The organism is Bacillus sp. AFS002410, assembly GCF_002556365.1.
Lineage (GTDB): Bacteria > Bacillota > Bacilli > Bacillales > Bacillaceae_G > Gottfriedia.
In genome coordinates this window covers 1-17,590 of record NZ_NUEU01000004.1, presented here as the reverse complement: position 1 = coordinate 17,590, position 17,590 = coordinate 1, and the positions used below count along the sequence as shown (strand labels likewise).

Genomic DNA, 17,590 nt, shown 5'->3' with positions numbered 1-17,590 from the left:
CAGCACCTCAAATCACGAATGTTTTATAAAAATTTTATAATAATATTCGTTTTTAATCAAGTTTTTCCCTTTCACCTAACATCCGAACAGCGTATACTTGATCGCAGAAACCTTTTAATCCGTTATAAACACGATTCATTCTAGAATCATGACGAACTAATCCAAATACTGTAGGACCACTTCCGCTCATTAAAACAGCATCAGCACCAAAACGTTTCATTTGATCCTTAAGCATTGCAACTTCTGGATGTAAATGCAGCGTAACCGTTTCTAATACATTCCCTAAGGACATGCATATATCATCATAATTTTTATTTGAAATGGCACTGACCATACTGTCTACATCAGGATGTTGAACATTATCTAATTTAAGTTTTTGGTAAACAGTTGCAGTTGACACTCCTTGCGTTGGTTTCGCTAAAATTACCCAACAAGGCGGTGGTGTATCGATATGTTCGATTTTTTCTCCACGACCTGTCGCAATAGCTGTTCCGCCGTATACGCAAAATGATACGTCTGATCCAATTTTAGAACCTATCACCGCTAATTCATCTAAAGTACAATTTAAATTCCAAAGCTTATTTAGCCCTCTCAACACTGCAGCCGCATCTGAACTACCACCTGCTAAACCGGCAGCAACAGGTATATTTTTTGTAATAAAAATATGCGCTCCTAATTTAACTCCGAACATTTCCTTCAAAAGCATTGCAGCTTGATAGGCTAAATTGCGTTGATCATCTGGCACATAACGATTATGTGATGTAACAACAATCTTATCTTCTTGAATAAGCTCTAACTCAATTCGATCGGCTAAATCAATTGTTGTCATGATCATTTTTACATCATGATAACCGTCGCCTCTCTTTCCTACAACGTCTAATGAAAGATTAATTTTCGCAGGAGCCTTCACCATTAATTTCATATTCTCACCTTCTTATGAACACTTACTTTTTTGCTATTGTATCATAATTACCTCATAAGAAAAATGTACCCCATTGAAAGTGACCAATATATTAGAATTTCTTTATGATAATTCACAAAAACCGAAGCATTTTGCTTCGGTTTTTGTGAAGATAAATTTATTTGTCGAAGTGAAGATTGTTATTGTTGCTTATTAGATAATTGTAACTCAGCTAATTCGATTGCTCTTTTAACCATGTTGCCGGCATCCTTCGCTCGAATGCCTCCCCAGCCTTCTTTTTGAACAACGTCATAGAAACCTAGATCTTTTGCAAGTTCCTCTTTAAAGCTCTGTGACATCATACTTCTTCTTCTACCCAAATAAAGCAACCCCCTTTTACTACTTCGACATTTTTAGTATGTGTAAATTTTTTAATTTCATGAATACTAATATAAAGAAAAGGGACAGTAGATAATTCTACTGTCCATTCGCCATCAGTCCACTTGTATGGTCATCACAGAAAAACAATTCAACTGTTTCTGTTAAAATATCTGCATAACTAAAAGATAAGCGTTCAAATGCGTTCTCTTCTTGATCTAATTGTACTACGAATATGGATGGATATGTTTCTGCTAATACACCGGAACGTTCTACAGTCTTTCTGCGCCCGCTGTTTGCCTTCAATGTAAGTCGTTGTCCAACATGACTATCTAAAGTATCCTTTATTTCAGATAATTTTTTTGCCATTTCATACCACCTCACTATGACAAGTATACCATCTTATGTAAACTAAGTCAAAAAAGATAAAATTATACCAACGATATAGGATACCTGTCAACGTTTTTTTGCAATACCCGTCTATTATTTGTAGAAAATCGAAATTTATGTATCATAATAAAAAAAGATTTTCTACAAACGAAACAATTCATTTCGTTCATGTAGAAAATCTCTTTTCTATTCCTCATCCATTGATTGAAACGGAAGCCCAGTTCTTAGTATTCCTTTTGTTTCTACTCCTCCTAGACCTTTTTCACCCGTAATTGTATTACGTACCACTTCGTAAACATTTACCCTATCCATAAAGGATGTAAAGCTTATTTTTCCGACTACATAAACTGGATCTAAAGCATGTATATTGACCCTAGTTGGTGAGCTTGCAAAGTTTGCTCCAGCACGTATAATCGCTTCAAAATGCGATTGGCATGCACCAGCAAAAATAACGAGGTGATCTAAGGAAGGTACTTTTCTTCTTGCTTCTTTTACAGCATCAACAAAATATCTTGAATGTCGGTATGCTTCTAAATCAGTCACAACACCTTTTGCCTTTGTATATGCGTCATGACCAGTAATAACTAAAATATCAGGACGATAATGATCTATATAATGACCGATTTTCGTCGGTAATTCTGTTTCCTTACAATAGATCCCTTCAACTGGAACGCCCATCTTATTATACATTTCAAGACATTTTTTTAAGTAAACTGGATCTCCATCAATGTGAAGAACCCGACCTGGAATTTGAAAAAGATTTACATCTGTTCGAAATCCATTAGTTGCTTGAAACCGTCTTTTCTCGTTTTGTTCTTGGTTTTCTCTCTTAAACAATTTATAGTTTTCTTCAATTTGAACAGATGATCTTTTGCCTTTTTCTCGATATTCTGATTCAATAATTACTCGCAGGTCGGTTAAAGGCGCATCAGCTATTAAACGAAAATCGTCACCATATAAAACAGCAATGACTTCATCTCCGATTTGTTTTACCTCTACTACTCGAAAAACTAAGTCATATTTATAAGATGTTCGTTCTACAATATCTCCTATATTAATATTCACATGCCTTCCCCTCCAAAATTGCTTAAATACACACCACGAGTTAGCTTTCTTTTTTTAGATTATGTATGGACAAAAAAAAGGGTGAAAAGAAGCTTTATCGAACGAAACGAATTTAAACCATTACATAAAAAATAGGATTATAAACAATAAAAATAATTGTTCATAATCCTCATCTTTTTATTTTATATGTTTGTATAGAATATTACTTAAAGTACCAAATTCTTGAATTGATAATGTTTCCCCTCTTCTAGTTCCTTCGATACCGGCTTCTAAAAGGCAAGCTTCAAGAATTGATTTATCCTTCTTCAGTTTAGAGAAATTATTTAATAAATTATTATTTAATGTTTTTCTTCTTTGGGCAAAGCTCGCTCTGACTACCTCAAAAAAGAATGATTCATCTACTACCTCTGCTGCTGGTTTGTCACGTTTTATTAGCTTAATAACAGCGGAATCAACGTTTGGCTGTGGCATGAATACCGTTCTAGGTACAGTCATAACTGTTGAGGCTTGTGTATAGAACTGAATCGCAATTGATAATGAGCCATAATCTTTTGTTCCTGGTTTTGCAGCGATACGATCTGCTACTTCTTTTTGTAGCATACATACAATCCCTCTAATTGGTAAACCTTCTGTTAATAGCTTCATGATAATTGGCGTTGTTACATAATATGGCAAGTTTGCGACTACCATAATATCATTCTCATTTGGTAAATATTCATTGATTGCCTTTTCAACATCCGCCTTCAATACATCTTCGTTAATGATTTGTATATTATCGTACGGTGAAAGGGTATCTTCTAAGATCGGAATTAATCTATTATCTATTTCAAAGGCTAATACTTTTTTAGCACGTTTAGCAATCTGCTCAGTTAATGCTCCAATTCCCGGTCCAATTTCAATTGCACAACTTTCTTCTGTTAAATCTGCATAACTTACAATGTTCTCAAGTATATTTGTATCAATTAGGAAATTTTGTCCAAAACTCTTCTTAAAGAAGAAATCGTACTTTGCTAATATCTCTTTCGTACGACTAGGAGTTGCGATATCCTTCATTACTTTTCCTCCATTAAAACTTTTTTTACTGCTTGTCCAAATTCGTCTTTTGAAATTTGAAACATTTGCAGTCTTTTCTCTAGCTGTTTTCCGTTTGTATAGCCTATATTAAGAATTTTACCAAGTTTATCTCGTCTTATGCTTGATGAGGGATGTCCAATTAATCCTGCATCGATTAAATCTTCTTTCGTAATTTCAGACTCAACTTCGATAAATTCTTGCTTAACATGAATTAAGGCATTTCGAATAGATTCTCTAGTAGCGTGCTCGATTCCTAATCCCTTTTTACCTGAACGAACAGCTTCTTCCTTTGGTAAAAATGCATGCTTACATCCTGGTACATGTTCTTTTATAATCGAACGTATACGCTGGCCAGGATAATCGGGATCTGTAAATACGATTACTCCTCTAGTCTCCTGAGCATGCTTTATTAATTTTAAAGTATCCTTATTTATAGCAGAACCACTTGTTTCAATTGTATCTGCATCCACAGCTCTTTTAATAGCCGCTGTATCATCTTTACCTTCAACAACAATGATTTCTTTAATTTTCATTTGTTCCTCCAACCATTACAAGTATATGTAATCATACCATATGGATAAAAAAACTTCATACTCTGTTAAAAATAGTTTTAAAGTAAACTCCCCATTGGAGAAGACAGAGTTGTAGCTGCACCTAAATTTGGAATCTACCACAACTTCACCATTCCCAATCTATATTTTCTTAATATGAAAAAAAGCAGAAGGATTTATCCTTCCACTTTTCTTTTATCTTCTATATTATTTTTAAAATGATTAATGAATGATACGAATCTTTACAGTACGTCGACCAAAATTAAAACACTCATTTTTTGTAGGCATTAAAATATCAATTCTTTTCCCTTTAATTGCACCACCAGTATCACCAGCAATCGCAACTCCATATCCTTCAACCCAAACTTTAGATCCTAATGGAATAACGTTTGGATCGACAGCAATTAGCTTCGTATTAGGATTTTTGCGAACATTAATACCTAAAGCTGTTGTACCTGACATACCAGCATCATAAGGCGAATATGCAGTTGCTTCAACATACATTTCTTTTACCTTACTATTTGATTTTGGAGCACTAGATTTTACTAATGCACTAGATGACGGTACAGTCTTTGTTCCAACTGCAACTACACGATCAACTGGATCCTTTAATAGAGTTTCGTCAACAAGTGTTTTAGAAACTACTTTACCATTTTCCTTAATTAATTCGAAGTTACGTTTAACAAGACCTTTTACACCTTCTGAAATGACCGAAGATTCACCTTTATTCATAGAAGAATCCTCTTTTTGTTTTTCTTTAAAATCTACAGGCTCTTCCACCACATCGTTGACTTTTTCGACACGGATAACTCGAACTGTATCGTTTTGTTTGATCATTACTCCAGCACCTGGTTCAACTCGGTCAAATTCGTTTAAAGTAATGTTCTGCTTTTCTAAAAAGTCAGCGACAGTAGTCGAAGTTGCAAAAACTTTTTTAGAAACTCCTCCGTCATTTAAAACCATAGGGAATGCTTTCTCGTAAGATACCTTACCATTTTCCTCTAACGGTGTCGAAAGTGCAGGCATTATTACATCATCAGGCTTAATATTAATATTTTGTTCTTTTAATAATTCTTTTACCGTTTGAGCAGTTGTCATAATGACTTGTTCCTGCCCGTCGATCGTAAGTTTAACAGGTTTTGCTAGATGTACTGTAATATCCATATCATCTGATATTTTCGTTTTGGCTGACGGATATACTTCATCTTCATTTGTAATTTTAAAATTTTGTTCTTTCAATAATTCAGCCACAGTACTTGCATGTGTTTGAATAACCTGTTTATTCCCGTCTACCTCAAGAGTTACTTGTTCTTTAAGTCCCTCATATGCTCCTGTACCTACTGATCCAGTGAAAACTAAAGCTCCTGCAAGTTGTACTGCTAGTTTTTTACTACTCCCAAGTCTAGAAAGTAACCTATTCGCGTCTATCACGATTTTACTCCTCCTTTTTGCCTGAGAAAAAAGATTGACTAGCTCCAAACCTATTAACTAGTGCTTCTACTCTACTGAATGTATGTTTACTAGATTTAGAAGTAGAAGAGTTTTCTTTCGACAAATTCTTCAACTCTTCATACGCGAACTGTGACGAATAATATGTATTCGTACTAGTTCATGAAATCATTTGTTAATCTGAAAAATATTACACGCATTTTCAAAAGTTCTTTTTTGAACTTCCTCAACTGATATATTCTTTAAACGTGCAATTTCCTCAGCAACAAGTGATACATAGCTAGGTTCGTTTCTTTTTCCTCTATACGGATGTGGTGTTAAGTATGGACAATCCGTTTCGATTAATAGATTTTCTAACGGAATTTCTGTCGCAACTTCTTTAGGTTTTTTTGCATTTTTAAATGTAACTGGTCCTCCTAATGAAATATAGAAGTTCATATTAATACATTCTCTTGCTGTTTCCACACTTCCGCCGAAGCAGTGCATTATTCCGCCTACTTCAGATGCATTTTCTTCTTTTAAAATAGTTACAATGTCTTCTGTTGCGTCACGATTGTGAATAACAATCGGTAGTCCGCATTCTTTTGCTAATTGAATTTGTTTACGAAATACTTCTTTTTGAATTTCTTTTGGAGACTTATCCCAGTAATAATCTAATCCTGTTTCACCAATCGCTACTACTTTAGGATGCTTTGATAGTTCTTTAATCCAATTAAAATCTTCTTCAGTTGCATCAATCGCATCGACTGGATGCCAACCAATTGCCGCATAAAGAAAGTCATATTTCTCAATTAATTCCATAGCCTTCGTAATTGTCGGTCGATCAAAACCAACAACTACTTGATGAACAACTCCTGCTTCTAGAGCTCTACTAATTACTTCTTCAAGGTCTTCTTTGTATTGATCTGCATTTAAATGTACATGTGTATCAAAAAGCATTTTTACTTCCCCTTTGCTCATCTGAGATTTAGTCTAGCATACCGTAAAATTTCTTACCTAACGCGCAGTTAACAATTCCGTTACAAAAAGAAACAGGCAAATTTAAGTGATTTCTAATAAATTTTTAAAGGTCTTTTAAATAAATCCCATGCAATAACAGGACTTTCTGTCACTTTAAAATTAAAATCAGATAATTTTTTAAGTTTACCGTTGTAATCTATCTGTAATATTTTCTTCATATAATGACATTTTTTAACAATGTCTTGTTAATACATGCCATAATCCAACAAAATATTATCATATTTGTGATTTCTATGATATTTTTACAATTTTCAGCATCATCCAACAATTATTTCAGTAAAATAAAACAAAAAAAGAAAAGTACTTCATGCTAGTTTTTACACGAAGTACTTTTCTTAGTAACATTATTTAATAATCGTACCGTTCGGTAATGATTGATCAATTGTTGCAAGTGATAGTTTACCTTCAATACTTCCCGCAAGAATCATTCCTTCAGAAAGTTCGCCTCTTAGCTTTACAGGTTTTAAATTCGTTACACAAATCACTTTTCTACCAATTAAGTCTTCTGGTTTATAGTGTTCAGCTATACCTGAAACAACTTGTCTTGATTCATTTCCTAAATCTAACTGAAGTTTAAGAAGTTTTTTTGCCCCTTTTACTGAACCAGCTTCTTTCACTTCAGCAACCTTTAGTTGAACTTTGAAGAATTCATCAATTGTGATCTCAGGAATAGCTTCTTCTTCAACTTTCTCTTCTTCCACAGGTTTAACAGTGCCTTGCATTTGCTCTTTAATATATGCAACTTCAACTTCTGTTTCTAAACGAGGGAAAATTGGGTCACCCTTTTGGACTTTTGTACCTTCACTAATTGCTCCAAACTCATTTAGACTATCCCATGATAATATTCCTTCTTCAGTTAGTCCTAACTGAGTGAATATTTTTGTAGGTGTCTGAGTTAAGAAAGGCTTTAATAAAATTCCAACATGACGTAAAGATTCAGCTAAATGCGCCATTACAGAAGCTAGCTCTTGTACACGGCTTTCATCCTTTGCTAGCACCCATGGTTGCGTCTCATCAATATATTTATTCGTACGGCTAACAAACTGCCAAATATTTGTTAACGCAACTGAGAATTCCATGTTATCCATTGCTGCTTCCACAGATTCTCTTGTGCTCTTCGCCATTTGTTGAAGACTCTCATCAAATTCCGTAACTGTTCCATTTAATGAAGGAATCTTTCCATTAAAATACTTTTCAATCATTGCAATTGTTCTATTTAATAAGTTACCTAAGTCATTCGCTAAGTCAAAGTTAATTCTGTCAACGAAACCTTCCGGCGTAAATATTCCATCTGATCCAAAAGGAACTTCGCGTAATAAGTAATATCTTAAAGCATCTAATCCATATCGGTCGATTAGTACTACTGGGTCTACAACATTCCCTTTTGACTTACTCATCTTACCGTCTTTCATTAATAACCATCCATGAGCAAATACCTTTTTAGGTAATGGTAAATCTAATGCCATTAGCATAATTGGCCAATAAATCGTATGGAAACGAACAATCTCCTTACCAACTAAGTGTACATTCGCTGGCCAATACTTTTTATAGTTTTCTTCTTGGTCTGATCCATATCCTAGTGCTGTAATATAGTTAGATAACGCATCAATCCAAACATAAATAACATGTTTAGCATTACCAGGTACTTTTACACCCCAGTCAAATGACGTACGAGAAACAGCTAAATCCTCTAAACCTGGTTTAATGAAATTATTGATCATTTCATTTTTTCTTGATTCAGGTTGAATAAATTCTGGGTTCTCTTCATAATACTTCAATAATCGGTCGGCATATTTACTCATTTTAAAGAAGTATGACTCTTCCTTAACTAACTCTACAGGATGGCCACTATCAGGACTCTTTCCACCAACAATTTTTCCTTCTTCATTATGAATAGGATCAACTATTTGTGTCTCAGTATAGAATGTCTCATCTGGAACTGAATACCATCCTTCGTACTCGTCCAAATAAATATCACCTTGATCTAATAATTGTTTGAAAATCTTTTCAACAATTTCTTTATGTCTGTTTTCTGTTGTACGAATAAAATCATCGTATGAGATATCTAATTTAGTCCAAAGGTCTTTAATACCAACAACGATATTATCCAAGTATTCTTGAGGCGATACATTTAACTCCTCAGCTTTACGTTGAATTTTTTGACCATGTTCATCTGTACCCGTTAAATAAAAAACATCGAAGCCTTGAAGTCTTTTATATCTAGCCATTGCATCCCCAGCAACAGTTGTATACGCATGACCTATATGTAGTTTTCCGCTCGGATAATAAATTGGGGTTGTAATATAAAAAGTTTTATTACTCATTTACCAATACTCCTCCTTCAAAAATTTCTAAATATTGACACTAAATTATTCGCATGATTTTGCATTTCATTATAAAATGAAAAATGAGTTATCTGCATATTCCATCTACTATTACAACTTCACACTTATTTTACAAGTTAAATTTTACACAATAGTAACATCTATTTCTATTATTTCTCTTAAATATACATATATTTTCTCGTTTATTAGCTCATTTAGTTAGAGTAGATCCAAAACAATCTAACCATTTTATTTTTATAAACAATTAATAGGAGGATTAATGATGAAATCAACAGGAATTGTCCGTAAGGTAGACGAGCTTGGTCGCGTAGTAATCCCAATCGAACTTAGAAGAACACTAAACATCACTGAAAGAGACACACTTGAAATATTTGTTCAAGATGATCGAATTATCCTAAAAAAATATGAGCCTAATATGACTTGTATGATGACTGGAGAAATATCTAAAAATAATCTCGAGGTTGCTGATGGCAAAATTGTATTAAGTAAAAAAGGCGCAGAGCTTTTAAAATTCGAAATTGAACAATTTATAACTGATCATAATTAAATAGAAGAGGCTGCCCATTTAAATTGCATTCTTTAACTAATCAATTAATTAAAATCATGATTAGAGAATTTCACATTTAAATACGGCAGCCTAACTTTATATTTATTAAATTTCGTGATATTCTGCATAAACATCTCTTTTATTTAATGAGCGATCTTTTGCAACAAGTTTTATTGCATCTTTACTTTTTTCCTTTTTCTCATTTATGTACCAATCAACATGTTGGTTTATAGTCAGTTCTTCCCACCAACAGTCCTCACTATTTTTCACGTCTTCCTCGGAGGCACCTTCTAAAATAACAACAAACTCTCCACGTACTTCTTCATTAGTTGACCACTCAATTGCATCACTAACAGTTCCACGCAAAAATTCTTCAAATTTCTTTGTAAGCTCTCTGCAAAGTACAATTTTTCTGTCGCCTAGTATTTCGAGAATGACTTGTAATGTTTCTTTTAAACGATGTGGTGACTCATATAGAATAACTGTACTTCGTTGACCTTTTAGCGGTTCAAGTTGTTTTTTCTTATCTTTTTTTTGACGCGATAAGAATCCTATATATAAAAATGAGTCTGTAGGGAGTCCAGATGAAATTAAGGAAGTTAAAGCAGCGTTTGCACCTGGTAAAGGTATAACGGATATTCCTGCGTCTAAACAAAGCTGTACAAGCTCATAACCTGGATCGTTAATACATGGCATACCCGCGTCACTAACTAACCCAACTTTCAACCCTTGTTTTAGATCTTCAATGATTTTTAGTCCCGCTTTTTCTTTGTTATGTTCATGATAGCTTACTAATGGTGTAGAAATTTCAAAGTGATTACAGAGCTTTTTGGAGTTCCGAGTATCTTCCGCTGCAATATAATCTACTTCTTTTAGTATTCGTACTGCCCTAAAGGTCATATCTTCTAAATTACCAATAGGCGTTGGTATTAAATAAAGACAGCCTAATTCTTCATTTAAAAAGCTCTTTTGGCTTTTTATCATTGCACGTTCCTTCTCTCATATATCGTACTTTATTTTCTCTTGATAATTGCTTAAATGCATACTCAGCTTGCATTGCTTCTCGCTTAGTTGAATACTCCTTAAAGAATATGCATTTTACAGGTACTCTGCCTCTAGTATATTTTGCGCCTTTTCCATCATTATGTTGCTTAATTCTACGCTCAATATTAGTTGTATAGCCTGCATAAAAGGTCGCATCAGCGCATTCTAACACATATAAATAATGCTTATTTTCCATATAGAATTTCCTTTAGTGCCGGCGTGTACTCATTATTTTCCTCATATACATAAATCGGTGGCAAAATCTTTAGGTCTGCTTTGCCTCCTTTTATTCCTTCTATTAGAAGTGTATTTGCTTCCTTCCCTACTTTCGGAAAGACGAATTGAATTCTCTTCGGTTCAATGCCGTGCTTTCGCATCAAAGTAACAATATCCAGCATTCGACCCGGACGATGAACCATCGCTAATTTTCCTCCATGCTTCAAAAGCAGTTTGCTTGCAATGATTACTTCTTCTAAATTCGTTTTGATTTCATGTCTCGCGATTGCATAATGCTCATTAATATTCTGTTCAGATGTAGGAACATCTTGAAAATATGGTGGATTACATGTAACAACATCCACGAATTCTCTCCCGATTTTGTCTGGTGCATTTTTTAAATCGTCATGAATCATTGATATTTTTTCTTCTAGCTTGTTGTATTCAATACTTCTTTTAGCCATATCGTACAATCGCTCTTGTATTTCTACCCCAATAATATTTGCCTTTGATCTTCGATGTAGCATCAAAGGAATAACGCCATTTCCAGAGCACAAGTCAACAATCGTGCCTTTTTGAATTGGAACATATGTAAAGTTTGATAAAAGAACCGCATCTAATGAAAATGAAAAAACTGAAGGACTTTGAATAATCCTCATATCATCAGTTAATAAGTAATCTAAACGTTCGTCACCTTTAAGCATATTTTTTTCCTTTCAAATATCTTAGGCAATATGTATCTCTTATCATTGCCTAATTGCCTTTTAATTAACTATGAATGCATAAAAAGAAGCTATTCCCATTGAAATCACGTCATATTACCTTTCAAACCAGCTCACATAATAGCTGTTTCTAAGGTAATCGTTCGCTTCTTAGGGAATAGCCTACCGTTACTTTTTATCAAAGAAGGATAAACAAAACAGACAGTCTTCACCATGACGCACGCTTCCATAATGTAGATTACAAATATGGAAACCTTCTTGGTAAAGTCTCGCTAGGTTATCGTAGCCTTCACCAAGATCCTTATCCTTTTGTACCTTTTTCTTCTTTGAATCTTTTATTTGTTCTTTTTCTTCTACACGCTTTTCTAGACCTAATCGTTCACGTAAGTGGTCATTTTCAATTTTCGTATAGTGGTTTTCTTCTAGAAGCTCAGCAATATATTGTTTTAAGTCACTAAGCTGTGTTGATAAATCTTGAATTTGTTCTTCCATATTGGAAAGAGATAAGAATATATTCTTCTTGTCCAATCTTACCACCTCTTAATCTGTGGTTTGTATTGACACAACTCCCTCATGAATTAAATCATCCAGGGTATACTCCACAACGCGTTCTTTTTTGATCAATTCTACTTGAATAACTCGTTCTAGGATGTTCAATCCTACTACTTTTCCAGGACCTTCTGTTGTTTGAATGATATCCTCTAAGTCTGGAAGTTGTTCCTTTGCAGCCTCATATTCATCATTCTCATATTTTAAGCAGCACATTAGACGGCCACAAAGTCCTGAAATTTTTGCTGGGTTAAGGGAAAGATTTTGATCTTTAGCCATTTTTATAGATACAGGTTCAAAATCTCCTAAAAATGTAGAACAACACAACATTCTACCACAAGGGCCTATTCCACCGAGCATTTTTGCCTCATCTCGTACACCTATTTGTCTTAATTCAATTCGAGTACGAAATACTGCAGCTAAATCCTTAACTAATTCTCTAAAGTCTATTCTACCATCTGCAGTAAAATAAAAGATGACTTTATTTCGGTCAAACGTATATTCGACATCAACTAATTTCATATCTAGTTCATGTTGCATAACTTTACTAGAACAAACCTCATAAGCTTCTTTAGCTGAATGCTTATTCTCTTCAACAATCGTACGATCATGCTCATCAGCTAATCGCATAACTTTCTTTAATGGAAGGACTACGTCATTTTCTCCGACCTTTTTATTTGGAACAACTACCTTTCCAAATTCAATCCCTCTCACCGTTTCAACGATGACAAATGTATCTTTAGGGATTGCTAATCCATTTGGGTCGAAATAATAAATTTTACCAGCTTTTTTAAAACGTACTCCGACTACTTCGTACACAATCTACAATCCCTCCTGTAGCTCTATAGTCATTTGCTCTAAAACCATTAACATATTTGCGTTTGATGTTAGTCGTTTTTTAGCATCAAGGATGATCTCTAAACAAGTAGTTATTTTCTCTAATGAAATGCGGTTTATTGCTTGTCTCATTAATGTTTCTTCATTTTTAAAAACAACGTTTTGATCTTGTTCAGCATATATATATAGCATATCTTTAAAGGCTAATACAAGCATATCAAGCATCATTTGTAACTGTTCCTTCGTATTGAAATGACGAGTAACATTTTGCTGTATAATCAAAAGACTATCTTTTTTCGTCGTTAATAATGCTTCATATAATTCTATCACTAAATCTCTAGCTTGTGCAAACCATTCTTCTTCAACAATTTGAACTGCCTCAGTTTCACTATTTGTGATTCTTGCCAATAAAGGGATTAAATTTGATTGTAGTTCAATTTTTGTTAAATGTTCCTCAAAATACTTTGTTGGCAATGGATTAAAATGAATTGATTGGCATCTAGATTGTATTGTTGGCAAAATTTGTTGTACTTGCTCAGTTAATAAAAACGCGGTTGTAATTGAAACAGGCTCCTCCAAAAATTTTAATAATGAATTTGCTGCATTCGTAGTCATTCGATCAGCGTGGTCTATTATATAAATTTTCCGATTCGATTCAACAGCCGTTTTAGAGAATTCCTCTTGTAGTTGTTGAATTTGTTGCTTTTTTATAGAGGTTTCCTCAGGTTCGATTAAGTAAACATTTGGGTGATTACCGGAATCGACACGCTTACAATTACGACAAGTTCCACAAGGTGTAGCGTCACTTACATTCTCACATAGTAATACTTTTGTGTAATATAATGCAAGTTCTCGTTTACCGGTTCCTCTTGGGCCCTCAAATAAGTAAGCATGAGCCACCCTGTTCTTAATAACGGCATTTTTTAACATTTTTGTAGCAACTGGCTGACGCTCGGTTAATTCCTCCCAAGATGTGCTCATGTTTACACCTTCTCATATCTATAAATTGAATAAAAACGCTTCTTTGTTTCCGAATGTTTCGTGTTCTAAATTACTTAACCATAATCTTATAAATACAATTTATTAAGTTCATATGCAAGTTCCAGTAAATTTACAAAACTTATTCTCATTCTATTATACCAGTTCAGTAAATTTATTGGTCATGGAATCAACTCTTGTTAATAATTAAATTTTTTCAATCTTTTCTAAAACGACTTCTAATGTGTCTTTAAATACTTGATCGATTGAGTTCGATGCATCAATTTTTTTGAAACGTCCTGGTTCCCTTTTCATTATTTCAGCATATCCGCTTTGAACCTTTAAATGAAAATCTAGCTCTTCTAAATCGAGTCTATTAACTTCTCTCTCATCCGCTTGGTGAACTCTATTCAGCCCAACTTTAGGATCTAAATCAAAATAAATTGTTAAATCCGGCATTAACCCATCGATTGCAAACTGATTTATATTATAAATTTCATCTATACCGATCCCTCTACCGACTCCTTGATATGCAAGTGAGCTATCTACGAATCGATCACATAATACAATTTTTCCTTCTTCTAATGCCGGAATTACCTTTTCCGCCAAATGCTGTCTCCTCGCCGCTGCGTATAACAACGCCTCCGTACGCTTATCCATTTCTACATTTTCAGTGTTTAAAATAATATTTCTTATACTTTCAGCTATTCGGATACCACCAGGTTCACGAGTAGATATAAAATTTACGCCCTTATTTCGAAGTTCTTCTGATACCATATTAATAATCGTTGTTTTACCAGCACCCTCTGGTCCCTCAAATGTAATAAATAAAGATTTCAACCTATTTCCTCCTAAATCAATACTTCAATTTGTAAATTTTTATTTTCAATTAAGTTATGAATTGTCATTCCATATTGGTGTATATCGTAAATATAATCAACATGCTTAGTCGTGATCAGTTCACCTTTCAATAAAATTGGTACTCCTGGTGGATATGGAACAATATTTTCTGCCGAAATATCTCCAACAGAATCTGCTAAATCTTTTACCATCTTTCTTTTTTTCTTTAAACCGGAATAACTATAAGAAACTGTACTAGAAAAATTAGGTACGGTAAGCTTAGGCACTTTATTTTCAATAAAATCCATGTCATCAGTTACTTTTTTTATACGATAAATCAGGTCACTAAAATCATATTTTTCGTCTAGAGGTAAAATAAATAGAACATGTCCCCAATCAGAAAGCTCCGTATAGATCCCCTCAGTTTCAAATAGATCCTGTAATTGCTTACCGTTATGTCCTTTTTCGCTTTTTACGATTAATTTTAATAAATCCTGCTTATAGTTTAAATGATCTGTAGTAACAATTTTTAAACTAGCTAACTCATTTACATCTTCAATAAACTGTTCAATTTTCTTCTGAAGCTTTATCACTTTACTAGAAGAAAATGTTTCGACAAAGTTCCTTGCGTAGTCTAAAGAAGCCATGATCGGATAAGAAGGGCTACTGCTTTGTAGCATTCTCAGCATTTCTTTAATCTTTTCTTTACAAACAAGATTTGATTTTATGTGTAGATATGAGCCCATTGTCATTGCAGGTAAGGTTTTATGCGCTGACTGTATGACGATATCCGCACCCATAGAAAGCGCGTCTTCTGGAAATGGTGCTCCAATGATAAAATGTGCTCCATGGGCTTCATCAACTATCGTAGGGATTCCCATACTATGGGCGAATTCAATTATATTTCCTAAAGACTGAGACATTCCATAGTAGTTAGGATTCGTTAAAATCATTGCCTTTGCATTAGGATAGTCTTTTATTACTTCCAGTGATTGTTCAATGTTAATCCCAAGCGGTTGTCCTAACTCTTCATCAATATCTAAAGGCAAGAATATAGGCTTTGCTCCAGCAAGTAATAGACCATGAAAAATCGACTTATGACAATTACGTTGAACAAATACTTCCTCATTTTCACTACATAAAGCTAAAATAGCGGCTAAGTTACCTACAGTTGATCCATTCACTAAAAAGAAACTCTCTTCTGCATTATAAACTTCGGCTAAAATGTTTTGAGCCTCACTAATTGCCTCTGAAGGATAATGTAAGTCATCCAGTCCGTTTAATTCTGTCACATCATAACTTAATATATTTGGTAATTCTAAATCCTTTATGTATGTATGCTTTCCATTTTTATGTCCTGGTACATGTAGAGATATTGTTTCTTTAGTAACAAACTCTTTCAATGCATTTAGTAATGGCATTTTATTCATGATTAACGCTTCCTTTGATTACACAAGATATTTATATATCGTTATATTAATATATTTTTTTAGTGATAATTTAAAATAAAAATAATCAAAATGCTGTCCAACATTTAAAGACAATCAATTGATTCCAAACCACTTCTTAACAGCACTTAATCACTAAGTTTTAATAAATACGCAATATAAAAACCGATTACATTTACAAGCTCTCTCCATTACTTAAAAAGTCTAGTCACTTAAGAGTAACCAAACAGTAATTTATTATGGCAGAGGTCCTTGTATACAGTAATCGGTCCTTCATTTTATACTTTATTTTATCTTACAACAACTTATAAAACTACTATTAGTCTACTATGTTTATGTTAATCTTTAATTTGCAATTTCTTCTTTCACCGTAATAATACTTCTTAACTTCTCTACAAAGGAATTGTATAGAGGTGCATCTGTTTCTGTTGTTACGATTTTCTTTTCACATTCTTCACATACAAATGCCTCGATAATATGAATTCCTTGCTCTTTTTTCTCTTCACAAACTATACACTTTGAAGATTTCATTGTATTTCCTCCTCTAAATATAGTTACGACTTAATTTTCATATTGATTAAACAATTTCATTTATTATTTAGTTTTGCAAATTAAAAGCTTTTTATACAATTTAGGGCCTATTTTTTTGTAATATATGAAAATAGTTCTAATTTTGTGCTTTACTAAAAAAGATTTTTTCCCTAGATTTTAAGGTTTTCTCTTTAAACCACTAAAAAAGGACTACAAGTAAATGTAGTCTCAGTGTATAGACAAAGTCCATAAAGCTTGATTTTTCGGCGCTGGCGCTTGTATTTGAGTCGTAAAGCCTTATTAGAAGAAATATTACTCTGAACAGTAATGGGCAAAGCTAAAAAAAAAGCGATCCTTTAGCGAGCATTCTTGAATTTCGAATAAATGCAGTCATTTTAGTACATAAGTAACTCGTGAAAAAGTCGAAACTATAAAAGGTGTTATCATTCATAATTCATCAGCCACTCCTTTACTTGCTTAAACTATTTCAAATACATTTAGTATGGTGTGTTCTCTTGGTAGCGTGACCTGCCAAATTTAAACATCCATTATAATATGATTTACTTTCCTTTTACTCATCTTGATTTATGTCTTTGTTATCCGGCAAACAGAATTTGATAAGTCTTATTAAAGGAAAACTATTAAACTCTACAATTGAATCGAAATTAAGGATACATAATTACATACAAAAAAACATCAGCCTAA

19 protein-coding genes are annotated in these 17,590 nt (G+C 33.5%); 1 reads left to right on the top strand and 18 read right to left on the bottom strand.

The annotated features are described in order from the left end of the window. Nucleotides 1–52: 52 nt before the first annotated feature. The 9 genes from ispE to metG all read right to left on the bottom strand — a co-directional run bounded on the left by ispE (nt 53) and on the right by metG (nt 9,152). The gene (ispE, locus tag CN692_RS04210; protein WP_098117898.1) at nt 53–922 is read right to left on the bottom strand and encodes a 4-(cytidine 5'-diphospho)-2-C-methyl-D-erythritol kinase; all 870 of its coding nucleotides are present in this window, start codon (nt 920–922) and stop codon (nt 53–55) included. A gap of 179 nt (nt 923–1,101) precedes the next feature. Continuing rightward, complete coding sequence (locus tag CN692_RS04205; protein WP_098117897.1) at nt 1,102–1,281, bottom strand: small, acid-soluble spore protein, alpha/beta type; 180 nt, start codon at nt 1,279–1,281, stop codon at nt 1,102–1,104. A 97-nt stretch (nt 1,282–1,378) separates the two neighbouring features. After that, the gene (veg, locus tag CN692_RS04200; protein WP_069033953.1) at nt 1,379–1,648 is read right to left on the bottom strand and encodes a biofilm formation stimulator Veg; all 270 of its coding nucleotides are present in this window, start codon (nt 1,646–1,648) and stop codon (nt 1,379–1,381) included. Between the two features lie 207 nt (nt 1,649–1,855). Next, entirely contained in the window at nt 1,856–2,734 is an 879-nt protein-coding gene (gene yabG, locus CN692_RS04195; protein WP_098117896.1) for a sporulation peptidase YabG, read from the bottom strand. A gap of 177 nt (nt 2,735–2,911) precedes the next feature. Beyond that, nucleotides 2,912–3,787, bottom strand: a complete 876-nt coding sequence (rsmA, locus tag CN692_RS04190; RefSeq protein WP_098117895.1) for a 16S rRNA (adenine(1518)-N(6)/adenine(1519)-N(6))-dimethyltransferase RsmA — start codon at nt 3,785–3,787, stop codon at nt 2,912–2,914. After that, nucleotides 3,787–4,341 (bottom strand): ribonuclease M5, encoded by a 555-nt coding sequence (gene rnmV / locus CN692_RS04185; RefSeq protein ID WP_098117894.1) that lies wholly within the window; start codon nt 4,339–4,341, stop codon nt 3,787–3,789. Before rnmV ends, rsmA begins: the two co-directional genes overlap by 1 nt. Nucleotides 4,342–4,581: 240 nt before the next feature. Then, nucleotides 4,582–5,790, bottom strand: a complete 1,209-nt coding sequence (locus tag CN692_RS04180) for a G5 and 3D domain-containing protein (protein WP_142317490.1) — start codon at nt 5,788–5,790, stop codon at nt 4,582–4,584. A gap of 186 nt (nt 5,791–5,976) precedes the next feature. Then, nucleotides 5,977–6,747, bottom strand: coding sequence for a TatD family hydrolase (locus CN692_RS04175; RefSeq protein WP_098117892.1), 771 nt, complete (start codon nt 6,745–6,747; stop codon nt 5,977–5,979). A gap of 425 nt (nt 6,748–7,172) precedes the next feature. Continuing rightward, nucleotides 7,173–9,152: a methionine--tRNA ligase gene (gene metG / locus CN692_RS04170; RefSeq protein WP_098117891.1), complete on the bottom strand. Its 1,980-nt coding sequence runs from the start codon at nt 9,150–9,152 to the stop codon at nt 7,173–7,175. Between the two features lie 283 nt (nt 9,153–9,435). Here metG and CN692_RS04165 point away from each other — a divergent pair, with 283 nt between their 5' ends. Further along, a complete protein-coding gene (locus CN692_RS04165) occupies nt 9,436–9,720 on the top strand; it encodes an AbrB/MazE/SpoVT family DNA-binding domain-containing protein (RefSeq protein ID WP_098117890.1) in 285 nt (94 codons plus the stop codon). A 105-nt stretch (nt 9,721–9,825) separates the two neighbouring features. Here the strand turns inward: CN692_RS04165 and rsmI are convergent, their stop codons facing one another. From rsmI to CN692_RS04120, 9 genes are all read right to left on the bottom strand, one after another. Next, nucleotides 9,826–10,701: a 16S rRNA (cytidine(1402)-2'-O)-methyltransferase gene (gene rsmI / locus CN692_RS04160; RefSeq protein ID WP_098117929.1), complete on the bottom strand. Its 876-nt coding sequence runs from the start codon at nt 10,699–10,701 to the stop codon at nt 9,826–9,828. Beyond that, entirely contained in the window at nt 10,673–10,960 is a 288-nt protein-coding gene (locus tag CN692_RS04155) for a GIY-YIG nuclease family protein (RefSeq protein ID WP_098117889.1), read from the bottom strand. The genes rsmI and CN692_RS04155 overlap by 29 nt, the downstream gene beginning before the upstream one ends. Continuing rightward, nucleotides 10,950–11,684, bottom strand: a complete 735-nt coding sequence (locus CN692_RS04150) for a tRNA1(Val) (adenine(37)-N6)-methyltransferase (RefSeq protein WP_098117888.1) — start codon at nt 11,682–11,684, stop codon at nt 10,950–10,952. The genes CN692_RS04155 and CN692_RS04150 overlap by 11 nt, the downstream gene beginning before the upstream one ends. 186 nt (nt 11,685–11,870) lie before the next feature. Next, nucleotides 11,871–12,230: a DNA replication initiation control protein YabA gene (gene yabA, locus CN692_RS04145; RefSeq protein WP_142317352.1), complete on the bottom strand. Its 360-nt coding sequence runs from the start codon at nt 12,228–12,230 to the stop codon at nt 11,871–11,873. Nucleotides 12,231–12,242: 12 nt separating this feature from the next. Next, on the bottom strand, nt 12,243–13,070 hold the full coding sequence (locus tag CN692_RS04140) for a PSP1 domain-containing protein (protein WP_098117887.1): 828 nt from the start codon (nt 13,068–13,070) through the stop codon (nt 12,243–12,245). 3 nt (nt 13,071–13,073) lie between these two features. Further along, the gene (gene holB, locus CN692_RS04135; RefSeq protein ID WP_098117886.1) at nt 13,074–14,069 is read right to left on the bottom strand and encodes a DNA polymerase III subunit delta'; all 996 of its coding nucleotides are present in this window, start codon (nt 14,067–14,069) and stop codon (nt 13,074–13,076) included. A gap of 204 nt (nt 14,070–14,273) precedes the next feature. Further along, entirely contained in the window at nt 14,274–14,906 is a 633-nt protein-coding gene (gene tmk / locus CN692_RS04130; protein ID WP_098117885.1) for a dTMP kinase, read from the bottom strand. A gap of 11 nt (nt 14,907–14,917) precedes the next feature. Beyond that, complete coding sequence (locus tag CN692_RS04125) at nt 14,918–16,336, bottom strand: aminotransferase class I/II-fold pyridoxal phosphate-dependent enzyme (protein ID WP_098117884.1); 1,419 nt, start codon at nt 16,334–16,336, stop codon at nt 14,918–14,920. Between the two features lie 363 nt (nt 16,337–16,699). Then, complete coding sequence (locus tag CN692_RS04120; RefSeq protein ID WP_098117883.1) at nt 16,700–16,885, bottom strand: sigma factor G inhibitor Gin; 186 nt, start codon at nt 16,883–16,885, stop codon at nt 16,700–16,702. Between the last annotated feature and the right edge of the window lie 705 nt (nt 16,886–17,590).

Bases quoted from the DNA above. Each gene is read 5' to 3' on its own strand.
- holB (WP_098117886.1), bottom strand. From the start codon at position 14,069: ATGAGCACATCTTGGGAGGAATTAACCGAGCGTCAGCCAGTTGCTACA.
- CN692_RS04125 (WP_098117884.1), bottom strand. From the start codon at position 16,336: ATGAATAAAATGCCATTACTAAATGCATTGAAAGAGTTTGTTACTAAA.
- CN692_RS04165 (WP_098117890.1), top strand. From the start codon at position 9,436: ATGAAATCAACAGGAATTGTCCGTAAGGTAGACGAGCTTGGTCGCGTA.
- metG (WP_098117891.1), bottom strand. From the start codon at position 9,152: ATGAGTAATAAAACTTTTTATATTACAACCCCAATTTATTATCCGAGC.
- rsmA (WP_098117895.1), bottom strand. From the start codon at position 3,787: ATGAAGGATATCGCAACTCCTAGTCGTACGAAAGAGATATTAGCAAAG.
- CN692_RS04150 (WP_098117888.1), bottom strand. From the start codon at position 11,684: ATGCTTAAAGGTGACGAACGTTTAGATTACTTATTAACTGATGATATG.
- CN692_RS04175 (WP_098117892.1), bottom strand. From the start codon at position 6,747: ATGCTTTTTGATACACATGTACATTTAAATGCAGATCAATACAAAGAA.
- CN692_RS04120 (WP_098117883.1), bottom strand. From the start codon at position 16,885: ATGAAATCTTCAAAGTGTATAGTTTGTGAAGAGAAAAAAGAGCAAGGA.
- CN692_RS04155 (WP_098117889.1), bottom strand. From the start codon at position 10,960: ATGGAAAATAAGCATTATTTATATGTGTTAGAATGCGCTGATGCGACC.
- ispE (WP_098117898.1), bottom strand. From the start codon at position 922: ATGAAATTAATGGTGAAGGCTCCTGCGAAAATTAATCTTTCATTAGAC.
- rnmV (WP_098117894.1), bottom strand. From the start codon at position 4,341: ATGAAAATTAAAGAAATCATTGTTGTTGAAGGTAAAGATGATACAGCG.
- veg (WP_069033953.1), bottom strand. From the start codon at position 1,648: ATGGCAAAAAAATTATCTGAAATAAAGGATACTTTAGATAGTCATGTT.